Below are 15876 nucleotides of genomic sequence, written 5' to 3' on the forward strand. Positions count from 1 at the left end.
TCCACCACACACGGGGGCCTTCACCATGATCAAGCCCGGCCCGTGTCAACAACGCTCGTGATCAATACACCTAGGGCTCTCGTACGGGCCCCTGCACGCGGAAGGACCCGCTCCCGGCGATCCGGGGCGGGTCCTTCCGCGATGCTCGGCGCCGGGCCCGGGGAGCCCCGTAGTGGGGCGGCGGGCCGGGGGCCGGTTATTCCTCCAGGGTCAGACCCTTGCGGAGCTTGGACAGCGTCCGGGAGAGCAGCCGGGACACGTGCATCTGCGAGATGTTCAGCTCCTCGCCGATCTCCGACTGCGTCATGTTGCTGACGAAGCGGAGCGAGAGGATCATCCGGTCCCGTGCGGGCAGCGCGGCGATCAGCGGCTTCAGGGACTCGACGTACTCGATGCCTTCGAGACCGTGGTCCTCGTAGCCGATACGGTCCGCGAGCGCGCCCTCGTTGTCGTCGTCCTCGGGCTTGGCGTCCAGCGAGCTCGCGGTGTACGCGTTGCTCGCGGACATGCCCTCGACGACCTCGTCGGGGGTGATGCCGAGGCGCTCGGACAGCTCCGCCACGGTGGGCGCGCGGTCCAGCTGCTGGGAGAGCTCGTCGCCCGCCTTGGCCAGGTCGAGCCGCAGCTCCTGGAGCCGGCGCGGCACGCGCACGGACCAGCTGGTGTCACGGAAGAAGCGCTTGATCTCGCCGACGATCGTCGGCATCGCGAACGTGGGGAACTCCACACCGCGGCTGATCTCGAACCGGTCGATCGCCTTGATCAGGCCGATGGTGCCGACCTGGACGATGTCTTCCATCGGCTCGCTGCGGGAGCGGAACCGGGAGGCGGCGAACTTGACGAGCGCGAGATTCAGCTCGACGAGGGTGTTGCGGACGTACGCGTACTCGTGGGTGCCCTCTTCGAGGGACTCCAGCCGCTCGAAGAGCGTCTTCGACAGGGCCCTGGCGTCCAGAGCGCCCACTTCGGCGTAGGGCGGGATCTCGGGAAGCCCTTCGAGCCCTTCGAGCCCCTCGCCGGAGGCGCCGGAGAAGTCTGAGGTGGTGCTGGTCGTGCCGGTGGTGCTGGTGCGCGGGCCGGGAACGGCGGTCGCGGCGGGGGAGTCGGAATTGGTCGGTCCCTGAGGACATGCCGACGACGCGTTGTGGGTACGCGCTACGTCGAGCCGGGGTGACATGGTTCTCCTCCATCGTTCTCGGCATATGGCTGCCGATGCCCATACGTGTTCCTGCGGTGAAGCGGCGCCTCCGAAGCCGGTCGCATTTCTGGTGTCCCTCTACCCATACCCGGTCCTGGCCAGCAGTGACAAGCGCCAATTACTGCTATATGTCCGCTTTGTTGAGGTCTCCGACTACCGCGTGGCGAACGAAACGCGTACTGTTTTACGCACGTCGGCGGCAGCTATGCATACAGCCGCACAGGCAGTGACGCGCACAGTGACGAACGGCGAAGAGGGACTGGCATGGACCGCGGGACGGTCGGCAGTGCGAACCGGGGGCGGCTTCAGGTCGAGGCCCGGACCGAGGGGCTCAGCGAGGTCGTGACTCCGGTGGGTGAGCTGGACCACCACACCGCTGATCTGCTGCGGGTGCCTCTGGAGAGTGCGGTCGAACAGGGGCGGTCACGCCTGGTGGTCGACTGCTCTCGCTTGGACTTCTGCGATTCCACCGGGCTGAATGTGCTGCTCGGCGCCCGCCTCAAGGCGGAGGCGGCCGGAGGAGGCGTTCATCTGGCCGGAATGCTGCCCGTCGTGGCGAGGGTCTTCGAGATCACCGGCGCGGAGGCGGTCTTCACCGTCCACGCCACGCTCGAAGAGGCCCTGGCCACCTGACCCGGTACGGGCGCGTGACCGCGGACATCCCCGATGTCGGCTGCGTCACGCGATCGTGTGCCTCAAGTGGGTGTTGTTGCGATATGGCAGGGCAGGAGACACCCCGGCGGCGCCCCGCAAGGGCCCGACACAATCGGTAACTGATCATTATCTGTTTCAACGGCGACATGGCGACATGGCGAATCGGTGAGGTGAAGCGCTGATGAGCACCACCCGGCAGCATCCGCCGGGCGACCTCGGTCGCGAGCCGGACGAAGCGGGCCCAGCCTCGCCCGTCCCGGCCGAGCGGCAGTGGCGCACGCTCTCGCTCGGGCAGGTCAGCGGCATTGTTCCGACGGCCCGGGACTTCGCCCGGCAGGCGCTGCACGACTGGGGCTGGCTCCCGGCGTCCACCGCGGACCGCAGGGCCGCCGCCGAGGACGTCCTCCTGGTCGTCTCCGAGCTGGTGACCAACGCGTGCCTGCACGCGGAGGGCCCCGAGGAGCTCCGGATCGGCCGCAGTCCGAAGGCGCTGCGGGTGGAGGTCGTCGACCGGGGAGCCGGGCAGCCCGCCCCCCGTACGCCGCACCGCGCCGGCCGGCCCGGCGGGCACGGCATGTTCATCGTGCAGCGCCTCTGTCTCGACTGGGGCGTCCTGCGTACGGCGGACGCCCCCGGCAAAACCGTCTGGGCGGAGCTCGCCGCTCCCGCCTGACCGCACCCCTTGTCCCTTGCCCCTTGCCCCTCGCACCTCCGCACCACCGAAGAGCGCGCCGGATCGGCGCGCTCTTTGTCTTCCCTCCATCAGGCCCCGGGCGTACCTTGAGCGCCCAATCTGATGTGCCGTCAGTAATGTGCGCCCGTACGGGTCGTGGCGCGCGGCGGCGTCCGGCAAGATGGGAACACGAGGTGTCGAACCAGAAGCGGACAACTCTCGCGCTGGCGGCCGCGCTGGCGGGCTCGATCGTGGTGGCGGGCGCGCCAGCCGCGCACGCCGAGGTCGTGGACGTCAACTACCAGTGCGTGACGCCCATCGGGCCGAAAGGGGCGGTCTCGCCCATCGATATCAAGGGCGTGAAGAGCGGCGCCGGCTACAAGCTCACCATGTCCTTCCAGAAGGGCGTCTCCTCCAGCCCGGTCGAGCTGGGGAAGGGGGCCATGAACCCGAGCGCCGTCATCGAACTGGGCGGCGCGGAGACGGGCAAGGTCCAGGTCTCGGGGCCGGCCAACACCGAGGCGATTCCGGCCAACACCCCGATCAAGATCAGTGACTTGTCGGGGACGTACACCCCGAAGAAGAGCGGCAAGGTCACCTTCACCGCCGGGGTCCTCACCATCAAGGCCCTCGGTACGACGACCACCTGTACGCCCAAGAACAGCCCCGGCCCGTCCCTCGATCTCGACGTCCAGGAGGCGGGCGGTTCGTCGGGCGGCTCCACCGGGGGGTCGACCGGCGGGTCCACGGGCGGCGGCTCCACGGGCGGCGCTTCGGGCGGCGGCGAACTGCCCCGCACCGGCCCGCTGGACTCGGCGGCGGCGCTCGGCACGCTCGGCGGGACCGTGCTGCTGACGGGGGCGGCCGGAGTGCTCTGGCTGACCCGGCGCGGACAGCGCTCCGCAGGCTGACCAGGGCCCACCGGGCTGACCAGGCCCACCGGCCCACCGGCCCACTGGGCTACCGGGCCCACCGGCCCACCAGGTCGATCCGGCCCACCCGCAGCGCACGGTACGTACGGCCCATACGGCAGCGCCATCGCCGCCGGAAGGCAGAGGAGCCGCCCATGTCGCCACCCGCCCCGCGTCTCCGCCGGGCGCTGCTCGTCCTCACCGCGGCGCTCGCCGCGCTGCTGTGCGGGCTCATGCCCCGGGCCGAAGCCGGCACCGCCCCGGCCGCCGCCGACGACGGTCCGGCGGACTGGACGGCCCGGCCCGCCGGTGGGGGCGACGACCGGGACGCCAGGCCGTACATCTACCTGGAGGGAACCCCCGGCACCGTCCTCCAGGACCGCCTCGCGGTGACCAACACCGCCCGGTCCCCGCTGACCGTACGGCTACGGGGCGACGGCCGGGCCGGCGCCTGGATCAGGTTCGCCGAGGACATGGTCACCGTCCCGGCCCGGACCCGCGCCGAGGTGCCGCTCGCCCTCACGGTGCCGCCCGACGCGGTGCCCGGCGACGCTTCCGGAGAGGCCGTGGCCGGCGTCGGAGGCGAGGAGATCCGCGTACCGGTCCGGGTCCGGATCGGCGGCCCGACGCTGGCGGCGCTCACCGTCGAGGACGTCGAGATAAGCGGTGGCACCATCCGGTACGCCCTGGTCAACCGGGGCAACGCGATGCTGAGGCCCCGGCTGGCGGTGCGCGCGGATGGGGTGTTCGGCACGTTGCTGGACCGCCCGGAACGGCCCCTGCCGCTGGAGCTGGCCCCCGGCCGGCGGGTCGAACGGACCGAGCCCTGGCCCGACGCCCCGGCCCTGGACGCGGTCACCTTACGGCTGAGGGTCACCGCGACGGGGGGCGCCAGGGACGAGGCGGAGGCCTCGGCGACGTACATCCCGGTGCTCCCGGCCGTCGGCGGCGGGCTGCTGCTCCTCGGCGGCCTGGCCGCGCTCGCCTCCGGCGCGTACCGGAGGCGGCGCACGGAGCGCGCGGCCCCGCAACCGCCCCCGGTCGAGGAGCAACCCCCGGTGGCCACCGAACCGTTGCTGAAGGCGGGAGCGAAAACGTGACGCGGCAGCTCGGACCCGAAGCCCCTCGTACCCTCCGGCCCGCCCTCCTGGCCGTCCTGACCTTCCTGGCCCTCCTCGCCCTGTTGCCCGCCCTGTTCGTCCTGGGTGCGCCCGGCGCCCGGGCGGCCGACCCCGACCCCGCTGTCAGCCTGTCCAAGAAGGAGGCGGGCAAGGGTGGAGACATCACCGTCAAGGGCAGCGGGTGGCGGCCCGAGGCGCTGCTGATGCTGCTGATCTGCGGTCAGTCCTCGCCGGAGCGGGGCGTCATCGGCGGGACCAACTCCTGTGCCAACGCCGAGGGTCGAGCCGTCACGACCGACAAGAAGGGCGCCTTCAGCAAGAAGCTCCCGGTCACCGAACCGCCGAAGCCGTGCCCCTGCGTGGTGCACGTCGCCACGGTGACGGGTGAACAGGCGTTGGCCGACGCGGCGTTCGCGGTGGCGGGTCACCCCACGGCCGAGCTGCCGCGGCAGACCGGCGACGGGAAGCTCGCCGTACTGGCCACCACCCGCCTGGACGGCGACAGCTCCCTGCTCACCTGGTTCGGGGCCCCGCCCTCCCGCCGGCTCGTCTTCACCGTGGGCAATCTCGGGTCCGCCCCCGTCAAGGACCCCGTCTTCGAGATCGGCACCGCGCACGGCGTCTACGCGCCGCAGTGGGAGGAACGCCAGTGGCGCGGCACGGTCGCCCCCGGCGGCAAGGCCCGGATCGAGCTGCCGGTCGAACTGTCCGCGGGCGCGCACGGCGACTACCAGGTCTCCCTGCGGTACGGGGACAAGGTGCTGGCCGAGCAGCCGTGGGGGGTGGGCCGCCCGTGGGGCGTCACGCTCTTCTGGATCCTGCTCTGCCTGGTCGTCCCGGCTGCCGTCTTCCGTATCGGCATGGCGATCGTGGACAAGGTCCGCCCCCGCCCCTCCGGCGCGCACCGCCTGCGGAGGCCGACCGCGCCCGCCACCGCCACGGCCACGGCCACCTCCACCGACTCCGCAGACACGAACACGAACACGACCACGGCCGTGCTGCCGTGGTTCACCCCGGATTCCGCACCGTCAGAGAACCGACCCCGACCCACGACGAAGGGACAAGCGTGAGAACGCAACGGAGGATGAGCGCGGCAGGAGTCGCGCTGATGCTCGGCGGCGCGGGCATCCTGATGGCCGCGAGCCCGGCCCAGGCCGCCGAGGTCAGTTACGCGACGGAGTGCGTTCCGCCGCCGATCTCGGGACTGCCCGCCGTCCAGGGCACCACGAAGGTGGAGCTGACCGCTCCGGCCGAGGCGAAGGTGGGCGACGAGATCGAGGTCGTCTGGAAGACGGTCGAGGCCGCGTCCAAGAACCCGGACGTGCTGGACCTGGGGGCGGACACGGTCAAGCCGACCGGGACCGTCACTCTGGGCGGTGCGGCGAGCGGCGAACTGAAGCTGGAGGGCCCGCGGCAGAACCCGCCGATCCCCAAGAACAGTCCCATGGTGCTGCCCGACATGAAGGGCACGCTGAAACTGGAGAAGGCCGGGGAGATCACGCTGACCCCGGGCGCGTACGACATCAACGTGTCCAAGCCGATCTCCACGGACACCAAGTGCGCGCCGGAGGAGGAGGTGCAGCCGGGCGCCACGATCAAGGTCACCGAGGGCGGCGGCTCCAGCACGGGCGGCACCACCGCCGGCGGTACGGACACCGGAGGCACCACGACGGGCGGCACGGACACCGGGGGAACGACCACCGGCGGCACCACCTCCGGCGGCGAGGACTCCGGAGGCGGGGACTCCGGCGGCTCGGACGGAGGCGGCACCGGCAGTGGCGGAAGCACCGGCGGCGGGGGCGGCGAGACCGACTTCCCCGGCAAGGAGGTGTCCGTCGCCTACGCGTGCAAGACCCCCATCGGCGACAAGAACGCCACCTCCCCGGTCCGGATCAGCGCCAAGAAGAGCGGCGGCTCCTACGACCTGACGGTGAAGTTCAGCAAGTCCGTGATGGACAGCCCGATCGACATCCCGGCCGACCAGGTCAAACCGTCCATGGACGTCAAGCTCGGCGGGGCCGACAAGGGCACGGTCAAGGTCGAGGGGCCGCCGAACAAGGAGGTCATCAAGACCGGCGCCCCGATCGAGATCCCCGACCTCACCGGCACGTACAAGCCCGGCGCGAGCGGGAAGTCCACGCTCAGCCCCGGCGTCCTGACGGTGATGGCCGCCGGTACGACGACCACCTGCACCCCGCCCGACGACGTGGCCGTCTCCCTGGAGCTGGACACCTCCGCCCAGCCGGGCGGCGCGTCCGGCGGCAGCGGGAGCGGCGGCGCGGCGGGCTCCGGCGGAGCGGCCGCGTCCGGCGGCACCGACTCGGGCGGCGGCCTGGCCGCCACCGGGGCGGAGGACGACGGTGCGCTGAGGGCGCTCGGCCTGGTCGCCGGCACGGCGATCCTGCTGGGCGGCGCGGTGTTCACGTTCACCCCGTGGCGCAAGCTGCGCGGCACGCGCTGAGCGAGGGGTTACGAGCCTGGACCGGGCCGCTCCCGGTCCAGGCTCAGAACTAGCTCAAATCGTCGGCCTCGCCTTGCTCGCGCAAGATCGAAAAGGCTAGGTTCCTCAGGTGCCTCTTCGCAGGAGCGAAGAGAATGATCTGGGTGCGGCGCATGTCGGCAGGCTTGACCACCTGCCCGGCCCGCACCGGTGGAGAAAAGGAACATCATGAAGGTGACCTGGGGGAAGAAGGCTGCGACGGGCGTGCTCGCCGGCCTGCTGATGACGTCCGGACTGTCGCTCGCCACCGCGGCTCCCGCCGCCGCGGCCGGTGCGAAGTACACCTGCAAGGCCACGCCCAGCCTCTCGCTGGGCCGTCCGGTCTCGACGTCGTCCTGCAAGAAGTCGTCCAAGGGGAAGGCCGTCAAGAAGCACCGTGCCGTGCTCGTGTGCGACGTCGTGCGCGGCCGGGGCGCCGAGCACACCATTCCGTGGACGGTGTTCGGCGACTGGAAGAAGCCCGGCGAGAAGTCCTCGGTGAAGTGCGGGTTCAGCAGCTTCCTGCGCAGCGTCAAGGTCGAGACCAAGAAGTAGTCGAGACCCGAAAATACAAGCCGACGGCAAACGGCAGCGGGGAGTTACTTCACGCCGCCCATGAGGGCGCGGATCTTGCGGCCCGCCACCATGAAGGCGATACCCGCGGCCACCGCCACGACCGCCTGCAACGTGTAGTACGCGGCGTCGCCCAACGGGGCGTTGAGCTTCGTGGTCCAGCCGTTCAGGGCGTTGCCCGTCGACGTGGCCAGGAACCACAGACCCATGATCTGGCCGACGAACATCTTCGGCGCCAGCTTCGTGGAGAGCGACAGGCCGACCGGGGAGAGGCACATCTCACCCATGGTCTGCGCCAGGTAGACCGCGAGCAGCCAGAACACGGTGACCTTGCCCGTGTCGCTGTTGGCCGCGGCGGCGCCCGCCAGACCCATGATGCCGAAGGAGCCACCGATGAGGAGCATCGCCAGGGCGAACTTCATCGGGGTGCTGGGCTCACGGTTGCGCGTGGCCAGCCTGACCCAGAGCGTGGCGAAGATCGGCGCCAGGATGATGACCAGCGCCGGGTTGACCGACTGCAGCCACGAGGCCGGGAACTCCCAGCCGCCGATGAAGCGGTCCGTCTTGTTGTCCGCGAAGATCGTCAGCAGCGAACCGGACTGGTCGTAGATCATCCAGAAGAGCACGGCGGTGATGAAGAACCACACGTACGCCTTGATCTTCGGCCTGTCCTCCTTGGTCAGCGCCGGATCCCGGAAGATCGTGATGAAGTAGACGATCGGCACGACGACGCCCAGCACGGCCAGGACGTTGACGATGTGCTCGATGTCGTACGTGCCCAGCGCCAGGTCGATCAGCAGCGCGGCGACCGCGATGCCGGCCCACAGGGCGACCTTGCGCAGCGTGCTGCGGCGCTCTTCGGGGGAGATGGGCTTGGCGGGCAGTTTGCCGATGTCGCCGAGGTGCTTGGAGCCGAGGACGTACTGGATGACGGCGAGGGTCATGCCGACACCGGCGACGCCGAAACCGAGGTGCCAGTTGACGTGCTCGCCGAGGTAGCCGACCAGCAGCGGAGCGGCGAAGCCACCGATGTTGATCGCCATGTAGAAGAGGGTGAAACCGGCGTCGCGGCGTGCGCTCGTCTGTCCCTCGTAGAGGCCGCCCACCATCGCCGAGATGTTCGGCTTCAACAGGCCCGTACCGACCGCGATCAGCGCGAGGCCGAAGAAGAACGTGATGTCACTCGGCAGCGCGAGCGCGAAATGGCCCAGGGCGATGATGATGCCGCCGACGAGGACGGCCTTGCGGGCGCCCCAGAGACGGTCGGCGACCCAGCCGCCGGGCATCGCCGCCATGTAGACGACGGCGTTGTAGACGCCGTAGATGGAGGCGGCGAGCGCCTCCCGGCCCTCGAGGGGGCCGTCGAGCACCGCGGCCACCAAGTACAGGGTGAGGATGGCGCGCATCCCGTAGAAGGAGAAGCGCTCCCACATCTCCGTCATGAACAGGGTGGCCATACCGCGGGGGTGGCCGAAGAAGGTCTTCTCGCCGGAACTCGGCGAATCCTTCGTCAGGCTGGACGCCATGGTCGATCCTTGCTGGTCGGGACGCGCCGCCTCGTGAGCGGTACGCGCCCGGTGGGGGGCAGCCGGCACCGGCGCGGCGTACCCCGTCCCTCACGCCTGAGGGGGACGTGCTCCGTGCGGCCGGGCTCCTGGCGGAGGCTCGGCGGCGGAGCGGGGAAGAACCGCGTCGGGATCCACACCCGTCGCGCGTCCTCGCGCTCCGGGCCCGGCTCACAGGTCATTCACTCGAAAAGGCCGGCGGGAACCGGCCCCGCACACAAAAGAGACCCTTGGCGCTCATGGCTGCCCAAAGGTCCTTGAGTAGTGCAACAGGCGTCGGGACACCATACGACACGACACAGCAGGATATGGAAGGACTTGAGAGATGGATCACAGGTCCGGATGGAACCACACTCCCATATTCAAAGGTCTCCGTCCTCTTTGTGGCGCTGACCCGCAGGTGCCGTCGTGGGCCTCACTCGGAGCCCTCCGGCCGGACTACCATCAGTCCATGACCCGTGTACTGCTCGCCGAGGACGACGCATCCATCTCGGAGCCACTGGCCCGCGCACTGCGTCGGGAGGGTTACGAGGTCGAGGTCCGCCAGGACGGTCCGACCGCGCTCGACGCCGGACTCCAGGGCGGCATCGACCTGGTCGTCCTCGACCTGGGGCTGCCCGGGATGGACGGTCTGGAAGTCGCCCGCAGGCTCCGGGCCGGCGGCCACACCATCCCGATCCTGGTGCTGACGGCCCGCGCCGACGAGGTCGACACGGTCGTCGGCCTGGACGCGGGCGCCGACGACTACGTCACCAAGCCGTTCCGCCTCGCCGAGCTGCTCGCCCGGGTCCGCGCCCTGCTGCGCCGCGGCGCCTCCGAGCCCGTCCCGCAGCCCGCCACCCACGGCGTCAGGATCGACGTCGAGTCGCACCGGGCCTGGATGGGCGAGGAGGAACTCCAGCTCACCGCCAAGGAGTTCGACCTCCTGCGGGTCCTCGTCCGGGACGCCGGCCGGGTCGTCACCCGCGACCAGCTGATGCGCGAAGTCTGGGACACCACCTGGTGGTCCTCCACCAAGACCCTCGACATGCACATCTCCTGGCTGCGCAAGAAGCTCGGCGACGACGCCGCCAACCCCCGCTACATCGCCACCGTCCGGGGCGTCGGCTTCCGGTTCGAGAAGAGCTGACGTACGAAGCTCCCATGCGTCCAGAAGCTCCCACGCGTCCTGAAGAGCCTTCCGCCGACCGGACGGGCCGGGTATGCGCCGCCGCCTGATCAACTCCACGCTCGCCGTGGTGCTCGTCGTGATCGCCGTCTTCGGCGTCTCGCTGGTGATCGTGGAGACGCGCACCATCAGCGCCAGCGCCCAGGAGAGCGTCGAGTCCGAGGCGCTCCGGCTGATCAGCGTGGTCGAGAGCCGGCTGCTGGGGGAGGAGACGATCAACTCCGGCGTGCTGGCCGAGCAGATCGACCCGGCCCGGTTCGCGCTGATCGAGATCCCCGGCCGCGAGCCCATCTCCGTCGGTGAACGCCCCACCGGCTCCGTGCTGCGCGCCACCGAGACCGGGGAGGGGGGCGAGAAGGTCACCGTCGAGGAGTCCCGCTCGTCCGTCACCCGCGAGGTCGGGCGCACGCTCCTGATCATCGGTGCGGTGGCGCTGCTGGCGATCGTCTCGGCCGTGCTCCTCGCCGTACGCCAGGCCAACCGGCTGGCCTCCCCGCTCACCGACCTCGCCGAGACCGCCGAACGCCTCGGCTCCGGGGATCCCCGCCCGCGCCACAAGCGGTACGGGGTGCCCGAGCTGGACCGGGTCGCCGACGTACTGGACTCCTCGGCCGAGCGGATCGCCCGGATGCTGACCGCCGAACGCCGCCTCGCCGCGGACGCCTCGCACCAGTTGCGTACGCCGCTCACCGCGCTCTCCATGCGGATCGAGGAGATCTCCGTCACCGATGACCCCGAGACGGTCAAGGAGGAGGCGAACATCGCCCTCACCCAGGTCGAGCGCCTCACCGACGTCGTCGAACGGCTCCTGACGAACTCCCGCGACCCGCGCACCGGCTCCGCCGTCGTCTTCGACCTCGACGAGGTCATCAAACAGCAGATCGAGGAGTGGCGCCCCGCCTACCGCTCCACGGGCCGGGCCCTCGTCTGCTCCGGCAAGCACGGGCTGCGAGCCGTCGGCACCCCGGGCGCGGTCGCCCAGGTCCTGGCGGCGCTGATCGAGAACTCCCTGATGCACGGCGGCGGCACCGTCGCCCTGCGCACCCGGGTCACCGGCAACCAGGTGGTCGTCGAGGTCACCGACGAGGGCCCCGGCGTCCCCGCCGAACTGGGGGCGCGGATCTTCGAGCGGACCATCAGCGGCCGCAACTCCACCGGCATCGGCCTTGCCGTCGCCCGCGACCTCGCGGAGGCGGACGGCGGTCGGCTGGAGCTGCTCCAGCAGCACCCGGCGGTCTTCGCGCTCTTCCTCAGCCGCGTCCCGGTCGACCGCAGGACTCCTGAGCGCCCGGTGCGCTGAACCCGGTGCGCTGAACAACGACGGAGCCGAGGCCTCAGTTCCGTACGGGATCGGGCTCTACGGTCTCCGTCGGCCGCCGCTGTTCCAGAAACCGCTCCGCAGGGCGTGCGGCCTCCTCGGCGGAAGAGGGCTCGGCGGGAGAGGAGTCGGGGAGGGCCCTGAAGACCCACGTCCGGTAGGACCAGAAGCGGAAGAGGGTCGCGATCCCGATGCCCAGGATCTTGAAGACGTTGCTCTGGACCGGGCTGTTCCAGTCGAAGCCGTACGTCGCGAGGTACAGGACACCGTTCTCGATCACCGCGCCCGCCGCGCTGAACAGCAGGAAGAGGGTCAGCTCGCGGGTCCGGCCGGTCTTGTCACGGTCCCGGTAGGTCCAGTACCGGAAGCCCACGTAGTTGCAGAGGATGGCGACGAAGGTCGCCAGCACGCTCGCCCGGACGACCTGGAGGTCGGTGGTGTGCCGGAGCAGGTTGAAGACGGCGATGTTGACCAGCAGTCCCACCAGACCGACCGCCCCGAACTTGGCGACCTCCCGGGCCAGCAGATCAAGCCGGGCCCGCAGTGCGCCCCGTTCGCTCATGGTGATCGCTCAGTCCGTCCGTCCGATGGCGTCGACGCAACCACGTCAACTCCGCCATGCTAACCAGCCCGCCCGTGTGACGCCCGTGAGTCCACGGGGGCGGCGGCCGTGCGGCCATCCGGACGGCCGTCCGGGAACCACCGGCGTGGCGGATACCCTGGAGACGTGACGTTCCCGGTAGTCGGCATGGTCGGCGGCGGTCAGCTCGCCCGCATGACCCACGAGGCGGGTATCCCCCTCGGCCTGAAATTCAAGCTGCTCAGTGACACTCCCCAGGACTCGGCGGCCCAGGTGGTGAGCGAGGTCGTCATCGGCGACTATCGCGACCTGGACACGCTCCGCGCCTTCGCGCAGGGCTGCGATGTGATCACCTTCGATCACGAGCATGTCCCGACCGAGCATCTGCGGGCCCTCGAAGCGGACGGCATCCCCGTGCGCCCCGGCCCCGATGCCCTGGTGCACGCGCAGGACAAGGGGGTGATGCGCGCCAGGCTCACGGAGATCGGCGCGCCCTGCCCCCGTAACCGCATCGTGAGCGACCCGGCCGACGCCGCGGCGTTCGCCGAGGAAGTCGGGGGCTTCCCCGTCATCCTGAAGACCGTGCGCGGCGGGTACGACGGCAAGGGCGTGTGGGTGGTCCGCTCCGAGGCGGACGCCGCCGACCCGTTCCGCGCCGGGGTTCCGGTCCTCGCGGAGGAGAAGGTCGACTTCGTGCGGGAGCTGGCGGCGAACATCGTCCGCTCGCCGCACGGCCAGGCCGTCGCCTATCCGGTCGTCGAGTCGATCCAGGTCGACGGCGTCTGCGACACGGTGATCGCCCCGGCGCCGGACCTCTCCGAGGAGCTGGCCGGCGAGGCCCAGCAGCTCGCGCTGCGCATCGCCGCCGAGCTGGACGTCGTCGGCCACCTCGCGGTGGAGCTGTTCGAGACCCGTGGACCCGACGGGAAGCCCGGCATCCTGGTCAACGAGCTGGCGATGCGCCCGCACAACTCCGGCCACTGGACCCAGGACGGCGCGATCACCTCGCAGTTCGCCAACCACGTCCGGGCGGTCCTCGACCTCCCGCTCGGCGACCCGCGCCCGCGCGCCCCCTGGACGGTCATGTGCAACGTCCTGGGCGGCGGCTACCCGGACATGTACCAGGCGTACCTGCACTGCATGGCCCGTGACCCGCAGCTCAAGATCCACATGTACGGCAAGGACGTGAAGCCCGGCCGCAAGGTCGGCCACGTCAACACCTACGGCGACGACCTGGCGGACGTGCGGGAGCGCGCCCGGCACGCGGCCGACTACCTGCGAGGAACGATCACCGAATGACATCCCCCTCCGCACCGGCGCCCGTGATCGGCATCGTGATGGGCTCGGACTCCGACTGGCCCGTCATGGAGGCGGCGGCCAAGGCGCTCGACGAGTTCGAGATCCCGTACGAGGTCGACGTCGTCTCCGCCCACCGGATGCCGCGCGAGATGATCGCGTACGGCGAGGAGGCCGCGGGCCGCGGCCTGAAGGCGATCATCGCGGGCGCGGGCGGAGCGGCCCACCTCCCCGGCATGCTGGCCTCGGTCACCCCGCTGCCGGTCATCGGGGTTCCGGTGCCGCTGAAGTACCTGGACGGCATGGACAGCCTGCTCTCCATCGTCCAGATGCCCGCGGGTGTCCCCGTCGCCACCGTCTCGGTCGGCGGCGCGCGCAACGCGGGCCTGCTGGCCGCCCGGATCCTGGCCGCGTCCGACCCGGCCCTCCAGGAGCGGATGCAGGAGTTCCTCTCGGAGCTGAACGCCCAGGCGACGGAGAAGGGCAAGCGGCTGCGCTCCAAGGTCCAGGGCTCGGACTCCTTCGGCTTCGGAAAGTAGGGACGGGCAGATGGATCACCTCCAGCGAGCCCACGAGCTCCTCGCCGCCCACCCGGTCGTCGACGGCCACAACGACCTCCCCTGGGCCCTGCGCGAACAGGTCGGCTACGACCTCGACGCCCGGGACATCGCCGCCGACCAGCGCGGCCTGCTCCACACCGACCTGAACCGGCTGCGGGCCGGCGGCGTCGGCGGCCAGTTCTGGTCGGTGTACGTCCGCACGGACCTGACCGGCGACGCGGCGGTCAGCGCCACCCTGGAGCAGATCGACGTCGTGGGTGAGCTGATCGCCCGCTACCCGACGCACCTGCGGAGGGCGCTCACCGCCGACGACCTGGAGAAGGCCCGCGCCGAGGGCCGGATCGCCTCCCTGATGGGCGCCGAGGGCGGCCACTCCATCAACAACTCCCTGGGTACCCTGCGCGCCCTGTACGACCTGGGCGTCCGCTACATGACGCTCACGCACAACGACAACATCGACTGGGCCGACAGCGCGACGGACCTGCCGCGCCTCGGCGGGCTCTCCGCCTTCGGCCACGAGGTCGTCCGCGAGATGAACCGCATCGGCATGCTGGTCGACCTGAGCCATGTCGCCGACGGCGTCATGCGCGACGCGCTCGCCACCAGCACCGCGCCGGTGATCTTCTCGCACTCCTCGGCCCGCGCCGTCTGCGACCACCCGCGCAACATCCCCGACGACGTGCTGGCCGCCCTCCCCGCCAACGGGGGCGTCGCGATGGCGACGTTCGTCCCGAAGTTCGTGCTGCCCGAGGCCGTCGCCTGGACCCTGGCCGCCGACCGCAACATGCGCGAGCACGGGCTGCACCACCTGGACACCACCCCGGTCGCGATGCGCATCCACGAGGACTTCGAGGCGGCCCACCCGCGCCCCGAGGCCACCGCGTCGACCATTGCGGACCACCTCGACCACATGCGCGAGGTCGCGGGCGTCGACCACATCGGCATCGGCGGCGACTACGACGGCACGGCGTTCACCCCGCGCGGCCTGGAGGACGTCTCCGGCTACCCGAACCTGATCGCCGAGCTCCTGCGACGTCACTGGTCCGAGGGCGACCTCGCCAAGCTGACCTGGCAGAACTCCGTACGGGTGCTGCGCGACGCGGAGGCCGTGGCCCGCGACGAGCAGAGCGGGCGCGGCCCGTCCCACGCCACGATCGCCGAGCTGGACGGGCAGCGGACGCGCTGACCCGCGCCAACCTCTCTGACGACACGGAAGATTCGGGCAATCATCCCCATATCCGATGCAACCTCGTGTTAGGGATAGCGGGCAGGAATCCCCCCAACAGGAGGTACGCAACGATGCGCACGAATCTTCTCCGCATCACGACCGCGCTCGGTGCCGCGGCCGTACTGGCCATCGGCGGCGCGGGCGTGGCCGCCGCCGACGGTGTGGGCAACGCGGGCATCGGGAACAAGGGCGTCGGCAACGCGGGCATCGAGAACATGGGCCTGGGCAACGCGGGCGGCTTCAACGGCGGCATCGGCAACGCCGGCCTCGGCAACTGGGGCTGGGGCAACGCCGGTATCGGCAACACGGGCATCGGCAGCCACGGCCACGGCAACTCGGGCCTCGGCAGCTCCGGCATCGGCAACACCGGCGTGGGCAGCTCCGGCATCGGCAACTGATCGCCTCACGCCCCCGGCCCCCCCCCCCGGGCCCCCCCGGGCCCCCCCCCCCGCGCCCCCCGGGCCCGGCCGGGGGGGGGGGGGGGGGGGGGGGGGGGCCGGGGCGGCGCGGGGACGCACCGCCGAAAGCCCCCCGCCCGGCCCCACGCGCGCG

16 protein-coding genes are annotated in these 15876 nt (G+C 71.0%); 13 read left to right on the forward strand and 3 right to left on the reverse strand.

All coding sequences use genetic code 11. From position 1 onward, the window contains the following. Positions 1-196: 196 nt before the first annotated feature. The gene (locus JS521_RS16375) at positions 197-1177 is read right to left on the reverse strand and encodes an RNA polymerase sigma factor SigF (protein ID WP_205083728.1); all 981 of its coding nucleotides are present in this window, start codon (positions 1175-1177) and stop codon (positions 197-199) included. Between the two features lie 285 nt (positions 1178-1462). Here JS521_RS16375 and JS521_RS16380 point away from each other — a divergent pair, with 285 nt between their 5' ends. From JS521_RS16380 to JS521_RS16410, 7 genes are all read left to right on the forward strand, one after another. Beyond that, the gene (locus JS521_RS16380; RefSeq protein WP_205083729.1) at positions 1463-1831 is read left to right on the forward strand and encodes an STAS domain-containing protein; all 369 of its coding nucleotides are present in this window, start codon (positions 1463-1465) and stop codon (positions 1829-1831) included. 202 nt (positions 1832-2033) lie between these two features. Beyond that, complete coding sequence (locus JS521_RS16385; RefSeq protein WP_205083730.1) at positions 2034-2525, forward strand: ATP-binding protein; 492 nt, start codon at positions 2034-2036, stop codon at positions 2523-2525. 194 nt (positions 2526-2719) lie between these two features. Continuing rightward, positions 2720-3436, forward strand: a complete 717-nt coding sequence (locus tag JS521_RS16390) for a peptidase (protein WP_205083731.1) — start codon at positions 2720-2722, stop codon at positions 3434-3436. Between the two features lie 155 nt (positions 3437-3591). Further along, positions 3592-4536 (forward strand): hypothetical protein, encoded by a 945-nt coding sequence (locus JS521_RS16395; RefSeq protein WP_205083732.1) that lies wholly within the window; start codon positions 3592-3594, stop codon positions 4534-4536. After that, positions 4533-5627, forward strand: a complete 1095-nt coding sequence (locus JS521_RS16400) for a hypothetical protein (RefSeq protein WP_205083733.1) — start codon at positions 4533-4535, stop codon at positions 5625-5627. Before JS521_RS16395 ends, JS521_RS16400 begins: the two co-directional genes overlap by 4 nt. 14 nt (positions 5628-5641) lie before the next feature. Then, positions 5642-7018: a hypothetical protein gene (locus JS521_RS16405; protein ID WP_205083734.1), complete on the forward strand. Its 1377-nt coding sequence runs from the start codon at positions 5642-5644 to the stop codon at positions 7016-7018. A gap of 207 nt (positions 7019-7225) precedes the next feature. Then, positions 7226-7591, forward strand: coding sequence for a hypothetical protein (locus JS521_RS16410; RefSeq protein WP_030710299.1), 366 nt, complete (start codon positions 7226-7228; stop codon positions 7589-7591). A gap of 44 nt (positions 7592-7635) precedes the next feature. Here the strand turns inward: JS521_RS16410 and JS521_RS16415 are convergent, their stop codons facing one another. Further along, positions 7636-9135: a peptide MFS transporter gene (locus JS521_RS16415; RefSeq protein WP_205083735.1), complete on the reverse strand. Its 1500-nt coding sequence runs from the start codon at positions 9133-9135 to the stop codon at positions 7636-7638. Positions 9136-9625: 490 nt separating this feature from the next. On the opposite strand from JS521_RS16415, the gene JS521_RS16420 reads away from it, so the two are divergent. Both JS521_RS16420 and JS521_RS16425 read left to right on the forward strand, forming a co-directional pair. After that, a complete protein-coding gene (locus JS521_RS16420; protein WP_007450117.1) occupies positions 9626-10303 on the forward strand; it encodes a response regulator transcription factor in 678 nt (225 codons plus the stop codon). A gap of 73 nt (positions 10304-10376) precedes the next feature. Then, on the forward strand, positions 10377-11642 hold the full coding sequence (locus JS521_RS16425) for a sensor histidine kinase (RefSeq protein WP_205083736.1): 1266 nt from the start codon (positions 10377-10379) through the stop codon (positions 11640-11642). Positions 11643-11676: 34 nt separating this feature from the next. On the opposite strand, the gene JS521_RS16430 is transcribed toward JS521_RS16425, so the two are convergent. Beyond that, positions 11677-12222: a GtrA family protein gene (locus tag JS521_RS16430; protein ID WP_205083737.1), complete on the reverse strand. Its 546-nt coding sequence runs from the start codon at positions 12220-12222 to the stop codon at positions 11677-11679. A 165-nt stretch (positions 12223-12387) separates the two neighbouring features. On the opposite strand from JS521_RS16430, the gene JS521_RS16435 reads away from it, so the two are divergent. The 4 genes from JS521_RS16435 (at position 12388) to JS521_RS16450 (ending at position 15722) form a co-directional block, all read left to right on the forward strand. After that, entirely contained in the window at positions 12388-13539 is a 1152-nt protein-coding gene (locus tag JS521_RS16435) for a 5-(carboxyamino)imidazole ribonucleotide synthase (protein WP_205083738.1), read from the forward strand. Then, positions 13536-14075: a 5-(carboxyamino)imidazole ribonucleotide mutase gene (gene purE / locus JS521_RS16440; protein WP_205083739.1), complete on the forward strand. Its 540-nt coding sequence runs from the start codon at positions 13536-13538 to the stop codon at positions 14073-14075. The genes JS521_RS16435 and purE overlap by 4 nt, the downstream gene beginning before the upstream one ends. A gap of 10 nt (positions 14076-14085) precedes the next feature. Continuing rightward, the gene (locus JS521_RS16445) at positions 14086-15282 is read left to right on the forward strand and encodes a dipeptidase (protein WP_205083740.1); all 1197 of its coding nucleotides are present in this window, start codon (positions 14086-14088) and stop codon (positions 15280-15282) included. Between the two features lie 113 nt (positions 15283-15395). Continuing rightward, positions 15396-15722, forward strand: coding sequence for a pentapeptide repeat-containing protein (locus JS521_RS16450; RefSeq protein WP_030803064.1), 327 nt, complete (start codon positions 15396-15398; stop codon positions 15720-15722). Positions 15723-15876: the final 154 nt, after the last annotated feature.

The sequence above is a fragment of the Streptomyces durocortorensis genome (genome assembly GCF_016901035.1).
Classification (GTDB): domain Bacteria; phylum Actinomycetota; class Actinomycetes; order Streptomycetales; family Streptomycetaceae; genus Streptomyces; species Streptomyces durocortorensis.